The 17,522-nt window shown below is 60.3% G+C and carries 16 protein-coding genes and 1 pseudogene; 6 read left to right on the top strand and 11 right to left on the bottom strand.

What is annotated here, in order from left to right; genetic code table 11:
* Window positions 1–43 precede the first annotated feature (43 nt).
* Window positions 44–940: a helix-turn-helix domain-containing protein gene (locus ACIQUH_RS22040; RefSeq protein WP_400819210.1), complete on the top strand. Its 897-nt coding sequence runs from the start codon at window positions 44–46 to the stop codon at window positions 938–940.
* 142 nt (window positions 941–1,082) lie between these two features.
* Here the strand turns inward: ACIQUH_RS22040 and ACIQUH_RS22035 are convergent, their stop codons facing one another.
* The gene (locus ACIQUH_RS22035; RefSeq protein WP_400818955.1) at window positions 1,083–1,937 is read right to left on the bottom strand and encodes an AraC family transcriptional regulator; all 855 of its coding nucleotides are present in this window, start codon (window positions 1,935–1,937) and stop codon (window positions 1,083–1,085) included.
* 123 nt (window positions 1,938–2,060) lie between these two features.
* Between ACIQUH_RS22035 and ACIQUH_RS22030 the strand changes: the two genes are divergently transcribed.
* Window positions 2,061–3,263, top strand: a complete 1,203-nt coding sequence (locus ACIQUH_RS22030; protein WP_003522697.1) for an MFS transporter — start codon at window positions 2,061–2,063, stop codon at window positions 3,261–3,263.
* A gap of 85 nt (window positions 3,264–3,348) precedes the next feature.
* Window positions 3,349–4,245: a LysR substrate-binding domain-containing protein gene (locus ACIQUH_RS22025; protein WP_065116543.1), complete on the top strand. Its 897-nt coding sequence runs from the start codon at window positions 3,349–3,351 to the stop codon at window positions 4,243–4,245.
* Window positions 4,246–4,269: 24 nt separating this feature from the next.
* Here the strand turns inward: ACIQUH_RS22025 and ACIQUH_RS22020 are convergent, their stop codons facing one another.
* The 10 genes from ACIQUH_RS22020 to ACIQUH_RS21975 form a co-directional block, all read right to left on the bottom strand.
* Window positions 4,270–5,550, bottom strand: coding sequence for a TRAP transporter large permease (locus ACIQUH_RS22020; RefSeq protein ID WP_400818950.1), 1,281 nt, complete (start codon window positions 5,548–5,550; stop codon window positions 4,270–4,272).
* A 3-nt stretch (window positions 5,551–5,553) separates the two neighbouring features.
* On the bottom strand, window positions 5,554–6,105 hold the full coding sequence (locus ACIQUH_RS22015) for a TRAP transporter small permease (protein ID WP_400818948.1): 552 nt from the start codon (window positions 6,103–6,105) through the stop codon (window positions 5,554–5,556).
* 141 nt (window positions 6,106–6,246) lie between these two features.
* Window positions 6,247–7,242, bottom strand: coding sequence for a DctP family TRAP transporter solute-binding subunit (locus ACIQUH_RS22010; protein WP_400818945.1), 996 nt, complete (start codon window positions 7,240–7,242; stop codon window positions 6,247–6,249).
* Between the two features lie 100 nt (window positions 7,243–7,342).
* Window positions 7,343–8,269, bottom strand: a complete 927-nt coding sequence (locus ACIQUH_RS22005; protein WP_400818942.1) for an NAD(P)-dependent oxidoreductase — start codon at window positions 8,267–8,269, stop codon at window positions 7,343–7,345.
* A 12-nt stretch (window positions 8,270–8,281) separates the two neighbouring features.
* A complete protein-coding gene (locus ACIQUH_RS22000) occupies window positions 8,282–8,584 on the bottom strand; it encodes a putative quinol monooxygenase (protein WP_127757480.1) in 303 nt (100 codons plus the stop codon).
* A 17-nt stretch (window positions 8,585–8,601) separates the two neighbouring features.
* On the bottom strand, window positions 8,602–9,960 hold the full coding sequence (locus ACIQUH_RS21995) for an NAD(P)H-dependent oxidoreductase (protein ID WP_161991469.1): 1,359 nt from the start codon (window positions 9,958–9,960) through the stop codon (window positions 8,602–8,604).
* A 261-nt stretch (window positions 9,961–10,221) separates the two neighbouring features.
* Window positions 10,222–11,235: a LacI family DNA-binding transcriptional regulator gene (locus ACIQUH_RS21990; protein ID WP_400819207.1), complete on the bottom strand. Its 1,014-nt coding sequence runs from the start codon at window positions 11,233–11,235 to the stop codon at window positions 10,222–10,224.
* A gap of 114 nt (window positions 11,236–11,349) precedes the next feature.
* Window positions 11,350–12,360, bottom strand: a complete 1,011-nt coding sequence (locus ACIQUH_RS21985) for a D-altritol 5-dehydrogenase (RefSeq protein ID WP_400818940.1) — start codon at window positions 12,358–12,360, stop codon at window positions 11,350–11,352.
* A gap of 16 nt (window positions 12,361–12,376) precedes the next feature.
* Complete coding sequence (locus ACIQUH_RS21980; RefSeq protein ID WP_400818937.1) at window positions 12,377–13,147, bottom strand: galactitol 2-dehydrogenase; 771 nt, start codon at window positions 13,145–13,147, stop codon at window positions 12,377–12,379.
* A gap of 258 nt (window positions 13,148–13,405) precedes the next feature.
* A complete protein-coding gene (locus ACIQUH_RS21975) occupies window positions 13,406–14,719 on the bottom strand; it encodes an ABC transporter substrate-binding protein (RefSeq protein ID WP_400818935.1) in 1,314 nt (437 codons plus the stop codon).
* A gap of 302 nt (window positions 14,720–15,021) precedes the next feature.
* On the opposite strand from ACIQUH_RS21975, the gene ACIQUH_RS21970 reads away from it, so the two are divergent.
* From ACIQUH_RS21970 to ACIQUH_RS21960, 3 genes and pseudogenes are all read left to right on the top strand, one after another.
* Entirely contained in the window at window positions 15,022–16,029 is a 1,008-nt protein-coding gene (locus tag ACIQUH_RS21970; RefSeq protein ID WP_400818933.1) for a sugar kinase, read from the top strand.
* Complete coding sequence (locus tag ACIQUH_RS21965) at window positions 16,026–17,303, top strand: D-tagatose-bisphosphate aldolase, class II, non-catalytic subunit (protein WP_400818930.1); 1,278 nt, start codon at window positions 16,026–16,028, stop codon at window positions 17,301–17,303. The genes ACIQUH_RS21970 and ACIQUH_RS21965 overlap by 4 nt, the downstream gene beginning before the upstream one ends.
* A 125-nt stretch (window positions 17,304–17,428) precedes the next feature.
* A pseudogene (locus ACIQUH_RS21960) lies at window positions 17,429–17,522 on the top strand (sugar ABC transporter permease); the annotation flags it as partial.

Here is a 17,522-nt window from a genome sequence, read left to right as displayed (position 1 = left end):
GCACATTAGCGGCGGCAGGAAATCTGTCTCGTAAAAAGGGAACATCGATTTGGCGGAAAGTAAGATTGCTGAAAGAGCCTTCTACCAGCCGGGAGCGAGCAGCATCGAAGGCATGCCGACGACGCTTCAGCTTTTCCATAACCACCCGCCCATCATGCTCCGCCCCCACTGGCATGCTCAGGTGGAGGTGAATTATGTGATGTCGGGATCGGTCCATTACCGCATGGGCGACCATGAACTCTCGCTCGATGCCGGCCAGATGTGCATTTTCTGGGGTGGCCAGCCGCATCAGATGGACCGCTCCTCCGAGGATTCCTTTTATGCCGGTGCGCATCTGCCGCTCGTGCATTTCTTCCGCATGCGCCTACCGGCCGCCGTCTCCAGCCAGCTGATGGGTGGTGCTACGATGGTGAGCGCTGAGACCGACAGGGCGGATTCGGAAAATTTTGGTCGCTGGTTCCGTTACGTTACCTCGGGCGATCCGGCAAAGGCACAACACGCGGTGGAGGAATTGCTGCTGAGGGTGGAGCGGATGTTCCTCGAGCCCTATTCTGTCATATCGTCCGCCGCCGATGGCAGACGCCGTGAAGATGACGAGGGCATGGCGCCCTCCATCGGCGTGGTGCGCATGTGCGATTTCATCGCCGCCAATTTTCTCGACGATATCGACGCAACCGATATTGCCCGCGCCGCCTCGTTGCATCCGAAATATGCGATGAACCTGTTTCGCAAATCCACCGGCATGACGCTGATCAAATATTTGACGCTGCTCAGGCTTTCCCGCGCGCAGGCAATGCTGATGATCGGCAAGGACAATATTTTGCAGATCGCCATGGAAAGCGGCTTCGGCTCGGTCAGCGCCTTCAACAAGGCCTTTCGCCAGATATCAGGCATGTCGCCTTCCGATTTTCGCCGCGATATGCGGGCGGCTGCGGCTTAGATTACCCTCATTCCTGTGCTCGTCACAGGAATCCAGCCGACGCGCGTCTGCGCGGCGAGAAGAGTCCTTTCAGCCCAAGGACTTGGGCTGGCTGGATCCCTGTGACGAGCACAGGGATGAGGGCGAGTGAGCACCCCCAACCCTAGCCATTCATCTCTTCAAAATCGGAAGAAGCAGCGCTGCGCTGCCGCGCCGCCTGACGATAAGCCCGGGGCGAGCTGCCCAGCATTCGCCGGAACATGGTGGTGAAAGCCGGGATGTTCTCATAACCGGCATCCAGCGCCACATTGGTCACAGCCTCGCCCGCCGCAAGCCTTGGCAGCGAGGCGAAAATACACGCCTGCTGCCGCCATGTGACGAAGCTTACCCCCAGCTCCTTGCGAAACAGCCGTGTGAAGGAGCGCCGGCTGATGCCCATGGCGGCCGCCCAGTCATCGATCTCCACCCGCGCCACAGGCCTGTTCAGGAAATCGCGGCATAATCCGGCAAGGCGCTGATTGCCGGGAAATGGCAATCCGAGCGGGCGTTCCGGCAGACGGTTGATTTCGTCCAGCAACAGCGCCCGCACCAGACCGCGCCGATGGAAGGCGACCGGTTGATGCTCTTCGCTCAGCAATTCCGCAATCAGGCTGGAGGCAAGTGCGGTGATTTCCACCACCCTTGGCACCTCCGCCTGAAACAGGTCGGGATGAACATAGATCGAATGCATTTCCACCGTCGAAATGGTCTCCGATTCATGTTCCAGCCCTGCGGGAATAATAAGCCCGTGTCCGGGCGGTATCATCCAGCGGCCATCTGCGGTGCTGACCAGAACGACGCCCTGATGCGCATACCAGATCTGCGTCCGGCGATGGCTGTGGACCGGTCCCAGATGTCCCTTGGAATAGGTGCGGCAAAGCGCCAGCACCGGTTCGTTGGTGCCGTCGATCAGGTTCAGCATATAGTTGTGGTCTTCGGCCGAGAAGGAGCCGTAGATCAACGATTTGATTTTTGCCATTTGGCCCACTCACAAAGAAAATCGTCCAGAACACAAATGCAGGCCAGAAACAATATGAATAAAAGCGGGAAGAAATAAAGACATGTTTCCCGTCTTCCGCCGGGAACCCGAGAGGACTTCATCATGGCCACTGTTACCAGCGCCGGCAACAGCTTCAATCCGCAACGCACGGCGTTTTCGATCATCGCAGCCGCAAGCTTCTGCCACATGCTGAACGACATCATGCAATCGCTGCTGACGTCGCTTTATCCGCTGCTGAAGGCGAATTACGCGCTCGATTTCATGCAGATCGGCCTGCTGACCTTCGCCTTTCAGGTCACCGCCTCGCTGCTGCAGCCGGTCGTCGGCATGGTGACGGACCGCTGGCCCATGCCCTTCTCCCTGCCCGTCGCCATGCTGTCCACCTGCGCCGGCCTCATCACGCTTGCTTTTGCCCATAGTTTCGAGGTTCTGGTGATCGGCGCCTGCCTCATCGGCATCGGTTCGGCGATCTTCCATCCGGAAGCCTCCCGCGTTGCGCGTCTCGCATCCGGCGGCCGTCATGGTCTGGCGCAGTCCTTCTTCCAGGTGGGCGGCAATACCGGCACGGCCATCGGCCCGCTGCTCGCCGCCTTCATCGTCATCCCGCTCGGCCAGACGAGCCTCAGCTGGTTCTCGCTGATCGCGCTCGTCGGTTTTGGCGTGCTTTCCTGGGTTGGCGTCTGGTACACCCGCCACCGCCGCGCAACGGTCGGCAAGGCGCCGGCCAGCCGCACGCTTCCCCTTGCGCGTGGCACTGTCATGATGACGCTTCTGGTGCTGGTGGTTCTGACCGCCACCAAGAATGCCTATCTCGCCAGCCTGTCCAGCTACTTCACCTTCTACACCATCGACAAGTTCGGTCTTGGTGTTCAGGACGCGCAGGTTCTGCTGTTCCTCTTCCTCGGCGCTTCGGCACTGGGCGTGTTCTTTGGTGGCCCGATCGGCGACCGTTTCGGCTCGCGCGTCGTCATCTGGTTCTCGATCCTCGGCGTCATTCCCTTCGCGCTGCTGCTGCCCTATGCGAACCTGTTCTGGACGGCCATTCTCGTCGTCGTCATCGGCTTCGTGTTCTCCTCCGCCTTCTCGGCCATCGTCGTGTTCGCGCAGGAACTGGTGCCGGGCCGCGTCGGCCTCATCGCCGGCATGTTCTTCGGTTTCGCCTTCGGTTTCGGCGGCATCGGCGCTGCGGTTCTGGGTGTTTATGCGGATAAGGAAGGCATCGAATTCGTCTACCGCATCTGCTCCTACATGCCGCTGCTCGGCCTGCTCACGGTGTTCCTGCCGAAACTGCCGAGCCACCGCTAAAAGCCTCGCGTTCAACGCTTTTCAACACGGCGGTCACCTGTGATACTCAGGTGACCGCCGTATTCCGTTGAGCAAAGCCCTACCCATGCAAATCCCGATAAAATCGATCCTCGTTTTCCACGCCGCGGCAAGGGCGGGCAGCATTTCCCGGGCGGCGGAGGAACTGAGCGTCACACCATCTGCCGTTTCCCAGCAGATCCAGTTGCTGGAAGGCCAGCTCGGCACGACCCTGATGGCGCGAACCGGCCGCAAGGTGACATTGACCGAAGCGGGCGAGCGCTATTTCTCGATGATCACCGCCCAGATCGAACAGATATCAGACGCCACCGACAGTATTCGCGGCTTCCGCTCGGTCACCACGCTGACGATCCGGGCGACGCCGACCATCTCCAACAAATGGCTGCTGCCGCGTCTCGGCTCGTTTCTGGAGGAGCACCCCGAACTTGAAGTACGCCTCGACGGCACCAACGAGCCGACCGATTTTTCGCAGGAACTCGTCGATATAGAGCTGCGCCATGGCGATGGCCGCTGGCCGGGCCTCTTCGTCGAAGGGCTGGTGGAGGAGGAATTCCTGCCGGTCTGTTCGCCGAATTATCAGGGTGCGGGTAAATTTCTGCCCGAGGAATTGCAGAACCAGCGGCTGATCCATTCGGTGAAGGCGCAGGCGCAATGGAACCACTGGTTCCCTCTGGCCGGCGTGACAGCCGAAAAGCGCTGGCGGCGGGTCCTGTTCGACCGCAGCCACATGGCCATCGATGCCGCCGTTCTCGGCATCGGCGTGGCGCTGGAAAGCACCTTGATGATGGAGCGGGAGCTGCAGGACAAGATGCTGGTGCCGGCCGTGACGGACGCGCCGCGCATCAAGCTCGTCACCCAATGGATCGTTTGCCCGCATTCCCATCTGCGGCAGAGAAAAGTCATGCTGTTTCTGGAGTGGATGCGAAAACAACGCGACGAGTGGCAAGCCCGTCGCGTTGTCTGATGGTTCAGGCAATCCGTTTTCGCGTCAATAAAGCCCCATCAGCCGGATTGGCCCGAGCGTCAGCACCGGGAACAATACCAGCGCGAAGATGGCAAGCGTCAGCACCGTCATCGGCGCCAGCGAACCGCGAATGACATCCTCGATCTTCATATTCGCCACCTGTGCTGCAGCAAACAGGCAGACCCCCACCGGCGGCGTCACCAGCCCGAGTGTCAGCGTCATGACAGTCACGATCAGGAAATGGATCGGATCGATGCCCAGTGCCTCGACCGGCGGCATCAGCACGGGGATGAGGATGAACATCGCCGGGATCGCTTCCATGAAGATGCCGATGATCAGCAGGAAGACGAAGATGACGAGCATGCCGGTCATCGGGCCAAGGTTCATCGCCTGCAAAAGCTCGGCCGCCTGTTCGGGCAGCCCATCGAAGGTGAAGACCCAGGCGGCGAGCTGCGAGGTGGCGGCGATGAACAGGATGGTGCCGGAAATGCGCGCCGTTGAGATCAATATTTCCGGCAATTCCCGCACCGGCAGCGTGCGATAGACGATGACGCCAAGCACCGCCACATAAACCACCGCGATGGCAGCTGCCTCCGTTGGCGTGAACAGGCCGCTGGCAATGCCGATGATCAGGATCAGCGGTGTCAGCATCGGCAGGATGGCGCGCAGACCGGTGACGACCACCAAGCGGAAATTGAACGGCGTCGGCGGATTGTAACCGTAATGCACCGAATAGAAGTGGTTGAACACCAGAAAGGCGAAGGCGATGAAGAGGCCGGGCACCAGACCGGCGATCAGCAACGTGCCGATCGACACGTTGGCGATGGAACCGGCAATCACGATCAGGATCGACGGCGGAATGATCGAGGAGAGCGTCGAGGTGCAGAGTGTCATGCCGACGGCATAACCCTTCGGAAATCCGTGCCGCTCCATGGCCTTGATCTCGATGGCGCCGACCGAGGCGATATCGGCGACGGACGAGCCGGAGACGCCGGAAAAGATCACCGATGAGATGACGTTGACGTGGCCGAGCCCGCCGGGAAGCCAGCCGACCATGGCCTCGGCGAAATCGAAGATGCGCTCCGCCACCCGCCCCCGCTCCATGACCGTGCCGACCAGAATGAACAGCGGCACGGCGACAAGAAGGAAGGAGTTCATCGATGAGAACATCGTCTGCGACAGCAGGTCCATGGGCATGGAGGTGAAGAGCCACAGCGTGCCGACACTGGCGAGCGCCAGCGCGATGGCAAGCGGCACGCCGAGCATGCTGAGACCGAAAAAGGCGATGAGAAGAAAGACCGACATGGCTCAATGTCCTGCTGAAATGGAGATATCGGCATGGGCGATCTCGTCCGCCGGAAGGCCAAGCTCGGGAAGCGCTATGAGCTCCCGGCGGCTGCGCAGCGATTCGATGATGGCGAGCACGGCGATGATGGCGGAAGCGGGCAAAACCATGCCGATGGCCCACATCGGGATCGGCAGGGTGGCGGCGGTCTCGTTCATCATGATCTGCTGGCGCACCAGGGTGAAACCCGTCCAGCCCATCATGCCGAAGAAGAACACCGATGAACCGACATAGATCGGCACCGCCAGCCGCCGGAAGAAGCGGTGGAACAGCACCAGAAACACCACGACACGGGCGCTTTCCACGGTGCGGAAACCGGCCGCAAGGCCAAGGAAGACCATCCAGATGAAAAGAAAGCGGGTTGCCTCCTCGGTCCAGGGAAGCGGACTGCCGATGAGGCGGCCGATGACCTGAAGAAGCACGACGATGAGAATGCCTGCACAGGCTGCCCCCGCGGCTATATCGGCGATGAGTTTTACGATGGTGCCGAGCACCGAAGGTTTCGTATCGCGCATGACAATACCCTTCCACTGCTGAAACCGGATATCCGGTAAACGAATGCCACCCTGCCTTTCCGGCAAAGCAACGCCTGCTGACGTTTGGGGACGACCGGCCTGCCAAAAGATGCAGGCCCGGCCGTCCAACTGCGGGAAACGTCAGTTCGTCTTCAGGAAAGCCTGCGTCTTGTCGAAGAACGCCTGATCTTTCACCAGCGCCGAGAACTTCGCCGAAAGCCCGGCCGCGACCTCTACGAAGGCCTTGCGTTCGTCATCGGTCAACGTGTTGACCTCCATGCCGTTCTTCTTCAGCGTCTCAAGCGACTTGTCTATATCGGCAGCGTCGTTCTGCGCTTTCCAAAGTTCGGTTTCGGTGGCAGCCTCCTTCAGCGCCGTCTTGAAGCCCTCGTCGAGACCTTCAAAGCGGGCCGGGTTCACGCCCAGCACCCAGGCGTCAGCAATGTGGTTGCTGATCGTCAGATATTTCTGCACTTCGTAAAGCTTGGCGCTGACAGGCACGTTGACCGGATTTTCCTGTCCATCAACAACTTTGAGCTGGAGCGCATTGTAAACCTCGGCGAAGGCCATCGGCGTCGGCGCAGCCCCCATGGCGCCGAAGAATTCGACCCAGAGCGGATTGTTCGGCACCCGCAGCTTCATGCCCTTGAGATCAGCCGGCGATTTGATCGGCGCCTTGGAATTGGTGATCTGGCGCAGCGGCCGCGACCAGAGATCGAGCCCGAGAATGCCGATCTTGCTCAGATCGGTGGAAAGCTCCTTGCCGAGATCGCTGTCGAGATAGACCCGGAGCTGGTCGATATCGCGGAACTGGTAGGGAATGGCGATGGCCGTGAATTTCGGATTGAAGGTCGCGTAAAGCGAGGTCGAATTCAAAAGCATGTCCAGCGAACCGCCGGCCAGCTGCTTGACGCCCGCCGAAGGGTCGCCGCCATAAAGCGTGCCGTTCGGGAATACCTTGATCTTGAGTTTACCGTCGGTCTTTTTCGAAACGATCTCGGCAAACTTGTTGGCGGCGAGCGTGATTTCGGAATTGTCGGCATCCGGCGTCGAAAGCGTCAGCGTTTCAGCCTGCGCGATGGATGCGACCAGCATGGTGGCGGCGAGAGCCAGCCCGTAAAGTTTCGAAATTTTCATGTGTTCCTCCCTTGTTATCTATGAAGCACGTCCGGTTAAAACGGAATCTTTGGACGTGCTCTATCTCTTTGTTTTAGCGCATTATCCGGACGTAAAACCGCTACGCACTTTTACTGGAAATGCTCTGGACAGTTTCGAGCGTTCCTCCGAACGCATTCATGCGCTTAATCTCAAGGATCACACCGCTGTGATCAAGCTCACCCGCGCCATGCTCGACCATGGAGCGGAACAGCCGGTCAACCTCCTCGCCGACCGGTAATTTCAGGCCACGGCTTTCGGCGAAAGCCAGCGCCGTGGACGTATCCTTCACCTGGTATTTCGCCGGGCCGCCGGGGCGGAAATCGCCCTCCACCATGCGTTTGCCGTGCTGGCGGAAGACGGTGGACTCGGCAAAACCGCCCAGCAAAGCCTGACGCACCAGCGCCGGGTCGGCTCCCCCCGCTTCAACCAGCGTCAAAGCCTCGGCAACGGCGCAGATTGTCGAAGCGACGATCAGCTGGTTGGCAAGCTTGGCCAATGAGCCGCAACCCACCGGCCCGACATGGGTGACGCGGCCAAGGCAATTGAGGAGTGGCCGCAATGCATCCACATCCCGCTGTTCACCACCGGCCATGATGGCGAGCGTTCCCTCGATCGCCCCTTTTTCACCGCCGGAAACCGGTGCGTCGACATAAGCGACGCCATAAGCCTTTGCCGCCTCCGCCTGTTCCCGTGCGCTGTCGACCGGGATGGAACTCATCACCAGCAGAATAGCACCGGGCTTCATGGTGGAAACGACACCCGAGGCACCGAACAGAACCTCGTTGCAGACCTGCCCGGAACTCAGCATGCAGATGACGACATCGGCTTCGGCCGCAGCTTCGGCAGCCGTGGCCGCCGGCTGCACGCCCTTTGCCGCCAGAACCGCAGCTTTTTCAGCGCTGCGATTCCAGGCTTTGACGGAAAACCCGGACTCCGCCAGACGCCCCGCCATCGGAGCGCCCATGATGCCCGTTCCGATAACGGCGATCCGGCGAATGTCAGCCATCGTTTCCATCTTTCAGAGCCATTGCCGGTTCAGGAAACGCACCGGCAGTTCTTCTTCGATGAGGGCGGGAAATGCTTCCCGAAACCGGTCGAGATGTGGTGTTTTCAGATGATCGTCGAAAGCCTGTCTGTCGTCATAGACCTCGTAGAACACCACGTTGTTTCCGGTTTCCGGCCGCACCACATCGAATTGCCGGCAGCCCGGTTCATCCTGAACCGAGTGCCTGGCGTCATCGCGCGCCGCATCGAGAAAGGCGTCCATCGCGTCGGGCTTCACCCGGAATTCTGCGATCACCACGAAAGCTCCCTTCGACATGTCCTCTCTCCCGTCCATTACGCCGCAGCGTCCTTTTGCGGACGGAACTGGTTTTCCATGTCCTGGCGCAGCTTCACCACATCGAGATCATTGACCAGCTCCACATCGTCGAAGCTGACGATCTGGTCTTTCTTGATGGCGCGCTTCAGCTTGACATTATGGGCAAGGCCGATCGGCAGCGCCTTGATGTCTAGGCTACGGGTGGCGGGAATGGCGTTTGCCCAGACCGCGTAACCGCCCTCGCCGTCGAGCATCTCGCCGGGCTGCATGTCCTTCTTCGCGGTCGCCACCGCATCGCCGCGGAACTCCCTGGAGCAACCGGTCGCTTCATTGCGCAGCACGGCGGAAAGCACGCTGATGGAGGTTTCCAGCCCGATGATGTGGAAGGGGCGCCACATGGAAGCGTACCAGCCGGAGGGATCGGTCAGCAGGCCATATTGCTTGAAGCAGGCGCGGGCATATTCATTATGCGCCTTGAAGGTGACGAAAACGCCGTAACGAATGTTGTTGAACACCTCGCGTCCATCCGGCTCCTGGCTCGCGGCAATATCGACCAGACCGGAGCGCGACATACGGCCGCCATCGGCAGCGGGGCGGAAGACGCGGGCGAGATCGTGCAGGCCGGCGGGCGGGAAGGCCAGACCGTCATCCGGGCAATCCAGCCCCGTGCCGTTGGCGACGGCCGCCATTTCAATGGCCGCCTTGGTGCCGTCGGTGAAGGAATTGTACATTTTTGGATTGAAGTCGCCCTTGGCCACTTCCTCGTCCGTCCAGCCGAAATAACCCCAGACCGTGTCCGGCGTCGAATAACGGTAACGCGGCTCGAAATTCATGCCCTTGCCGGCGGAAACGACCTCGAAGCCGGTGGCTCGCGCCCAGTCCACCAGCTCGCAGATCAGCGCCGGCTGGTCGCCGTAAGCCATGGAATAGATCAGGCCCTTGGCCCGTGCCTTTTCAGCAAGGATCGGCCCGACCATGACATCGGCTTCGACATTGACCATGACGACGTGCTTGTTGTGCTCAATGGCGCCCAGTGCATGGCGCGCGCCGGCCAGCGGATGGCCGGTCGCTTCGATCACGCATTCGATCTCGCCGCAGGCGAAAAGCTCGTTCACATCGTCGGTCACATAGGTCTTGCCGCTCTTCAGCGCATCGGCGCAGTTCGTCGCGTCGTAACGCTCCTTCGGCCAGCCAACGCGGTCAAACGATTCCCTTGCCTTGCCGACATTGAGGTCTGCGACGGCGACCATGTGGAAACCGGCGATGCGCTGCGCCTGCGCCAGCACCATGGAGCCGAACTTGCCGGCGCCGATGAGACCGACCCGGACAGGTTTGCCGCCGGCTGCACGCGCTGACAGAAGAGAATAGAGATTCATGTTTTGACATCCTTCGCTGGGGAAATTGCTAGCGAGAATGTCCAGACTGCCCGGCGAAGGCCATGCGATACCGAGGCTGCGAAGGTTCACCCCTCGCGGCGCTGGCCACATGACGTTTCTGCGTTCCTCCCGGATCCCGGCACACACTTGCGCCGGCTCTCGCGGTCGCCTCCCAAAGCAACCTTGAGACCAGAGTAGGAGCGTTCAGATATTAGTTCTATTTAGAAAATCAGATTTTTCGTTTAGTTTATCTAACAAGCATCAGGCCGATTTGCGCAGCATCAGATCGGCGCTGAGCAGGATGCGTTCACGCATCCGCGTCGTGCCATCCGTCTCATCATCCAGCTTCTGCAGCAGAAGCTCGATCGACAGCCTGCCGATCTCGTTATAATTCTGCGCTACCGTGGTAATCGGCGGGCAGGCATAACGCGACAGCGGATGGTCGTCATGGCCGGCAACCCTGAGGTCGTAATCCGCTCCGTGGCCAACCTTGATGCCCTTCTGGAAGGCGGCGGCGATGACGCCGAAGGCGATACGGTCATTGGCGCATAAAATGGTGCGCGATGGCAAATGCCCTGCCCCATCCAGCAGCCTGCTCGCCTCATCAAAGGCGAAACGCTCGAAATCCCAGGTGACGATGCCGGGAACATCGATGACATGCGGCTCGAAGCCCAGACGCTGCATCGCTTCCTCATAGGCCGTGCGGCGTGTCGCAGCGTTGGTATTGACCTGCGGCATATCGAAGAAACAGGGCGGTTCGCCCGAACGGCAGAGATAATCCACCATCAGCCCGACACTCTGGCGGTTGTCCGTGCCGACAAAGGCCGAAGTCTCATCCAGCGGCGAATCGACATAAACGATCGGAATGCTGGCCGCGAGCTGCTCCAGCGTGGCGCGATGGGATTTGACGCCGAGCGGCGCGATGATGGCGCCCGCCACATTCATCGACTTGAAGGTGCGGATCGCCCGGTCCTCGATTTCCGCCTTGCCATCCGACGATAGCACGAAGGCAAGGAACCCCGCCTCGTTGGCGATAAGTTCGATGCGGCTCGTCAGCGCCATGTAGAACGGGTCGGTGGAGTTCGGAATGATGATGCCGATGATATTGGAACGGCGGCGGTTGAGGTTGACGGCGAAGATATTCGGCCGGAAGCCCGATTTCTTCAGCGCATCCTCGATGGTGTCCCGCGTCTTCTTGCGGACCGAGGCCGGATCATTGAAGTATTTCGAAACAGTCGGGCGGGAAAGGCCGACGAATTCCGAAAATTCTTCCATCGTCCTGATAGATTTGGCCAAAGTGCTTGCCCCCATGAAATATTACATGTGGTACTCTATATCGACCGGCCTTCGCACGAAAAGCCGGTCGAATGGTTATCAACGGCCAAACGATCATTCGGCCGCAAACTGCACTTTCATCGTCGCCGGATCAGACGGTTTTTTCGTAAAGAACGGCAGCATTTCCGAAAGCGGCAGCCGGTGCGACACCAGCCGCGCCATGACATCGCCATCCGTCTCCAGAATGGCAAGCGCCTGCGGTATGTTGCGGTTCAGCGAATGGGAGCCGACAAGCTTCAGCTGACGCCGGAAGATTTCGAAAGGCGCCACCGAAATGCGGGCATCCGGCGCGCAGACGCCGAAAAACAGCGCGGTGCCGCCATCCGCGACCAGCGGGATCATCGCTTCGGCAACGGCGGCAATACCCGTCGCATCGGCCACAAAATCAAAAGATTTTTGTTGCCGCAAGAGCGCTTCCGAGCCCGAAACCGCCACCTTGAGCCCAAGACTTTCGGCAAAGGCCAGCCGGCTTTCATTGATATCGGCCATCGTCACCGTTGCAATGCCGCGTGCTTTCAGCGACAGGGCAAGCAGCAGGCCGATGGGACCGGCGCCAAACACCAGCGCGCTTTCCGGCACCACGCCACTCTCACCGATGCCAGCGCTCTGCATGCCGTTGACGACGCAGGCGAGCGGTTCGGCAAGTGCCGCGACATGATAGGGCATCGAACCGATGCCGTGCAGGTGATCCGCGCGCACAACGCTGAATTCGGCAAAGCCGCCATTGTGGGAAACGCCATAGGCCTTCAGCGTGCTGCAAAGGTTGGTCAGCCCCTTCCTGCAGCTGGCACAGGTGCCGCAGGGCAGATTGGGATCGACGGCCACACGGTCGCCAGCCCTGAAGCCTGTCACATCGGAAGCCACGGCTGCAACTTCACCGGCATATTCATGGCCGGGGATAACGGGAAACGCGCCGTCACCATAACGCGCATGCAGCACGTCTATATCGGTGTGGCAAAGCCCCGAAGCCTTGACCCGCACGAGCGCGTGACCCGGCGGCAGATCGGCGACGGGGAGTTCCGCCAGCACGGCGCGTCCCTTCTCGACGAATTGAATGGCATGCATGGTCATCTCCGGCTTTTCAGCTCATCCAGTTGCCGCCGTCGACATTGTATGTCTGGGCGAGAATATAATCGCTGTCGGCGGAGGCGAGGAAAACCGCCAGCCCCTTGATGTCATCAGGCGTGGCGAAACGGCCGATCGGCACGGATTTGGCCACCGCCGCCTTCTTCTCGCCGGGCTTTAAGCCTTCCCACTTGGCGAAATGCGCATCGACCACTTCCCAGTGCTCGCCATCTACGACGCCGGGCGCAATGGCGTTGACATTGATGCCGTGCTTGACGAGCGCCAGCGCCGCCGACTGCGTGGCGGAAATGATCGCCGCCTTGGAGGCGCAATAAAGCGTCACCAGCGCCTCGCCGCGCCGGCCGGCCTGGCTTGCCATATTGATGATCTTGCCGCCGCGCGCGCGCTCGATCATGACATTGGAGACGGCCTTCATCATGAACAGCGGTCCCTTGAGATTGATGTCGAACACCCGCTCATAGCTCTCTTCGGTAATGCCGTTGATCGGCGCCATATCGAAGATCGCGGCATTGTTGACGAGAATATCGATGCCGCCGAACTCCTCATCCACCGCCTTCACCACCGCATCGATCTGAGCGAGGTCGGTAACATCCAGCCGCACCGCCTTCGCCGAAGGGCCGATGGCGGCGGCAGACGCCGTGGCGCGGGCAATATCGATATCGGCGATGATGACCTTTGCGCCCTCAGCAGCGAAAGCCTGCGCAAAACCAAGGCCGATACCGCGGGCAGCGCCGGTGATCAGCGCAACCTTGTTGTTCAATCTCATGTCGATCTCCGTGATGCATGGCGGGTCAATTGGCCATGCTCGTTTGTTGTTCGATGCTTTTCCTCACTCCCCTCATTCCTGTGCCTGTCACAGGAATCCAGCCGACGCGGCTCTCACGCGGCGAGAAAGTCCTTCCAGCCCAAAGACTTGGGCTGACTGGATTCCTGTGACAGGCACAGGAATGAGGGCGGCGGGTCTGTGTCCACCCATGCCGCCCGCCACCAGAAGGCGAACGGGCGGCACGCCGGGAGGACGCGGCTACTTGATGTAGCCCGCGCGGGTCATGTCACGTTCGACCTGTTTCTGCGCGCCTTCGAGCGCCGCATCGACCGTCTGCTGGCCGGAAAGGGCTGCCGCGATCTGCTGGCCGACAACCGTACCGATGGACTGGAATTCCGGTATGGCGACGAACTGCACACCGGTATAGGGCACCGGATCCTTGGTCGGCTTGGACGGATCGGCAGACATGATCGCCTTCAGCACCGTATCCGCGAAAGGCGCAGCCTTCTTGTATTCCGGCAGCTCATAGGTGGATTTGCGCGTACCCGGCGGCACGGCCACCCAGCCCTCGCTTTCACCAACCGTCTTCACATAGGACTTCGAAGTCGCCCATTTGACGAAGGACTTGGCGGTTTCAAGCTTCTTCGTGCTGTTTGGGATTGCAAGGTTCCAGGACCACGACCAGCTCGAACCGTTCGGCGTTACCTCCACCGGCGCACGCGTAAACGCGGTCTTGTCGGCAACCTGGCTCTGCTTGGGGTCATAAACGCGGCCCGCCGCCGAGGTGGCGTCGATCCACATGGCGCAACGGCCGGATGAAAACAGCGTCTGGTTTTCGTTGAAGCCGTTGGCGGCCGCACCGGGCGGGCCGTAGGAGGTCATCAGCGCCACATAATCCGCAATCGCCTTTTTCCACGGCTCGCTCGTCAGCTGCGGTTTCCAGTCCATGTCGAACCAGCGGCCGCCATAGGCGTTGATCATGGTGCCGAGGAAGGCCATGTTTTCACCCCAGCCCGGCTTGCCGCGCAGGCATATGCCATATTGCTGTTTCGACTTGTCGGTCAGCTTGGCGGCGTAATCCTTGATCTGGTCGTAGGTCGGATTGTCAGGCATCTTCAGGCCGGCGGCGTCGAACAGATCCTTGCGGTAAAGCGTGAACGAGCTTTCGGTGTAGAACGGCACGGCGTAAAGCTTGCCGTCCACCGTCAGGCCCTTTTTGATCGGGTCGAGCAGATCGGCGTAATCATAATCGTCGCCGAGATCGTCGACGGGCGCCAGCCAACCCTGCTTGCCCCAGATCGGCGCTTCGTAACCGCCAATGGTCATGATGTCGAACTGGCCGCCATTGGTGGCGATATCGGTGGTGACGCGTTCGCGCAGGACATTCTCTTCCAGCACGATCCAGTTGATCTTGTTGCCTGTTTCCTTCTCCCAGGCGCTGGAAAGCTTCTGCATGATGATCATGTCGCCATTGTTGACAGTGGCGATGTTGATCTCTTCCGCCTGCGCCAGCCCGGCCAGAAGCCCGGCCCCAACCACAGACGACGACAGAATTCCAATGAATTTGCTCATGATACCCGCTCCTCCTTTACGGATGTCCACGCATAACAATACATGCGTAAATTTTTTATCTCGCGAAATCGCATCCATTGTCAACATCCAAAAATAAATCATCGAGCAACCGAACCACCCGAAACCCGCATAAATCCTTGTTTACACCAGTATATTCACTTCATAATTTATTATTTCGCGCATTTCCCTTGCTGCATTGCAGCAGATATTTCATCCATTAATATCTTGACGCGTGTAAACTTTAACTGATATCCGAGAAAATAACAGACCGGAAATGCACCTGCCCGGCAGGACGGCAGCACATGCTTATGGAGGAGACGATGAGGCAGGCATCTACACTGGCGCCGCAGACCCAGGGCCCGACCATCACGGCCGGCGAAATCCTCGTGGAGATCATGGCGACGACGGTGGGAAACGGCTTTCTCGAGCCGCAAACGCTGATCGGCCCTTTCCCGAGCGGCGCACCGGCCATCTTCATCGATCAGGTGGCGCGGTGCGGCGGAACCGCCGGCATCATTGCCGCAGTCGGTGACGACGATTTTGGCCGACTCAATGTCGAAAGACTGCGCCGCGACGGCGTCGATGTCTCGGCCATCGCCACTATTCCAGATCGCCCGACCGGCAGCGCCTTCGTGCGCTACCGTGAGAACGGCGCACGCGACTTCGTTTTCAACATCGCCCATTCGGCGGCCAGCGAAACGCAGATGACCGATGAAGCGCAGGCGCTCATCGAAAAAGCCGGCCATGTGCACGTCATGGGATCGGCCTTCGCGATTGCCGGCATTGGCGACATCATTCTGGAGGCAATCAGGAGTGTCAGGGCACGTGGCGGTTCGGTGTCTTTCGATCCGAACATCCGCAAGGAACTGGCGCAGGGTGACGAAGGCCGCAGGCTGATCGACGATCTGCTTGCCGTCACCGATCTCCTGCTGCCGTCAGGCGAGGAACTTCAGGCCGCCTCCGGTCTGGACGATGAGGAAGCGGCGATAGAAAAGCTGCTCGCCTCCGGTGTCGGCGAAATCGTGCTGAAACGCGGCGCGAAAGGCGCAAGCCATTTCAGCCGCGCCCATGGGCGCATCGACGCCCCCGGCCTGAAGGTGGCGGAAATCGACCCGACCGGTGCCGGCGACTGTTTCGGTGCAACCTACCTCACCTGCCGCCGCCTCGGCATGCACCCGGCAAAAGCGCTCGCTTACGCCAATGCATCGGGTGCCCACAACGTCATCAGGCGCGGCCCCATGGAGGGCGCTGCCAGCCTTGCCGAACTCGATGCCTTCATGGCCGCGCAATTGTCGGAGGAAGTCCTATGACCGCCATTCTGGAAAATCTCGCCGCCGCCCGCCGCGCCGGCAAACCCGCGGGCATCACGTCCGTCTGTTCGGCCCACCCCGTCGTCCTGCGCGCCGCAATCCGCCGCGCCGCCGCCAGCAAGACAGCCGTGCTGATCGAGGCGACCTGCAACCAGGTCAATCATCTCGGCGGTTATACCGGCATGACACCGCGTGATTTTGTTGCCTTTGTCAACGGCATCGCGGCGGAAGAAGGACTGCCCGGCGAGCTGCTGATTTTCGGCGGCGATCATCTCGGCCCCAACCCCTGGCGCAGGGAGAAAGCCGAAGAGGCGCTGACAAAAGCCGCCGCCATGGTCGAGGCCTATGTGGCATCGGGTTTTCGCAAGATTCACCTCGATGCATCGATGGGCTGCGCCGGTGAGCCGGCGGCGCTGGATGACGTCACCATCGCCAACCGCGCCGCCAAACTTGCGGCCGTTGCCGAAAAGGCGGCCACCGATGCCGGCCTGCCCAAACCGCTTTATATTCTCGGCACCGAAGTGCCGGTGCCTGGCGGTGCCGACCATGTGCTCGACACGGTTGCGCCGACGCAGCCGCAGGCAGCGCGCAACACCATCGACCTTCACCGCGAGATATTCGCGCAGCATGGTCTTTCGCAAGCCTTCGAACGGGTCATCGCTTTCGTCGTGCAGCCGGGCGTGGAATTCGGCAGCGACAATGTCGTCGCTTACGATCCGCAGGCCGCGGAAGCGCTGAGCGCCGTTCTGGACGGCGAACCGCAGCTGGTGTTCGAGGCCCATTCCACCGATTACCAGACCGAGCCTGCCCTTGCCGCACTGGTGCGCGACGGATATCCGATCCTCAAAGTCGGTCCGGGCCTCACCTTCGCTTACCGGGAAGCGCTTTATGCGCTTGATATGATCGCATCCGAAATGGTCGGCACCTATGGCGACCGGCCGCTGGCACGGACCATGGAAAAACTGATGTTGAGCGCGCCGGGCGACTGGCAGGGCCATTACCATGGCGACGACATCACGCTGCGATTGCAGCGCCACTATAGTTACAGCGACCGCATCCGCTATTACTGGACGCGGCCGGAAGCGTTGCAGGCCGTTTCCGCCTTGCATAAGGCGCTGGATGGGAAGACAATTCCCGAAACCCTGCTGCGCCAGTATCTCGGCGAATTACCGCTCGCAACAGTTGCGGGCGAGGACGCGGAAGAGATTTTGATCGCGGCTGTGGATCAGGTTCTGGCGACCTATCACGCGGCGACGGGCGAAGGCCGCCACTGACGGCAATCATAAATCCGGATGCCCCTGCGGCAGAGGCCGCCGGAGCGAAATGGGGGGAAGTGCGAGCGGTTTTCATTTGAAATCCCGCTCAAACTCATAACTGTATCCGTGAGGGAGGACGACTAATGGCAACTCGAAACACGAGCGGTCTGGCGCGGGTGATGCTTGCGCCATCGGTGCTGTTATTGCTGGTGTGGATGATCGTGCCTCTGGCGATGA

The organism is Agrobacterium sp. NPDC090283, assembly GCF_044769685.1.
GTDB lineage: Bacteria > Pseudomonadota > Alphaproteobacteria > Rhizobiales > Rhizobiaceae > Agrobacterium.
This window is presented reverse-complemented; position numbering and strand designations above follow the sequence as displayed.

Bases quoted from the DNA above. Each gene is read 5' to 3' on its own strand.
- ACIQUH_RS22035 (WP_400818955.1), bottom strand. From the start codon at position 1,937: ATGGCAAAAATCAAATCGTTGATCTACGGCTCCTTCTCGGCCGAAGAC.
- ACIQUH_RS22030 (WP_003522697.1), top strand. From the start codon at position 2,061: ATGGCCACTGTTACCAGCGCCGGCAACAGCTTCAATCCGCAACGCACG.
- ACIQUH_RS22025 (WP_065116543.1), top strand. From the start codon at position 3,349: ATGCAAATCCCGATAAAATCGATCCTCGTTTTCCACGCCGCGGCAAGG.
- ACIQUH_RS22020 (WP_400818950.1), bottom strand. From the start codon at position 5,550: ATGTCGGTCTTTCTTCTCATCGCCTTTTTCGGTCTCAGCATGCTCGGC.
- ACIQUH_RS22015 (WP_400818948.1), bottom strand. From the start codon at position 6,105: ATGCGCGATACGAAACCTTCGGTGCTCGGCACCATCGTAAAACTCATC.
- ACIQUH_RS22010 (WP_400818945.1), bottom strand. From the start codon at position 7,242: ATGAAAATTTCGAAACTTTACGGGCTGGCTCTCGCCGCCACCATGCTG.
- ACIQUH_RS22005 (WP_400818942.1), bottom strand. From the start codon at position 8,269: ATGGCTGACATTCGCCGGATCGCCGTTATCGGAACGGGCATCATGGGC.
- ACIQUH_RS22000 (WP_127757480.1), bottom strand. From the start codon at position 8,584: ATGTCGAAGGGAGCTTTCGTGGTGATCGCAGAATTCCGGGTGAAGCCC.
- ACIQUH_RS21995 (WP_161991469.1), bottom strand. From the start codon at position 9,960: ATGAATCTCTATTCTCTTCTGTCAGCGCGTGCAGCCGGCGGCAAACCT.
- ACIQUH_RS21990 (WP_400819207.1), bottom strand. From the start codon at position 11,235: ATGGAAGAATTTTCGGAATTCGTCGGCCTTTCCCGCCCGACTGTTTCG.
- ACIQUH_RS21985 (WP_400818940.1), bottom strand. From the start codon at position 12,360: ATGCATGCCATTCAATTCGTCGAGAAGGGACGCGCCGTGCTGGCGGAA.
- ACIQUH_RS21980 (WP_400818937.1), bottom strand. From the start codon at position 13,147: ATGAGATTGAACAACAAGGTTGCGCTGATCACCGGCGCTGCCCGCGGT.
- ACIQUH_RS21975 (WP_400818935.1), bottom strand. From the start codon at position 14,719: ATGAGCAAATTCATTGGAATTCTGTCGTCGTCTGTGGTTGGGGCCGGG.
- ACIQUH_RS21970 (WP_400818933.1), top strand. From the start codon at position 15,022: ATGCTTATGGAGGAGACGATGAGGCAGGCATCTACACTGGCGCCGCAG.
- ACIQUH_RS21965 (WP_400818930.1), top strand. From the start codon at position 16,026: ATGACCGCCATTCTGGAAAATCTCGCCGCCGCCCGCCGCGCCGGCAAA.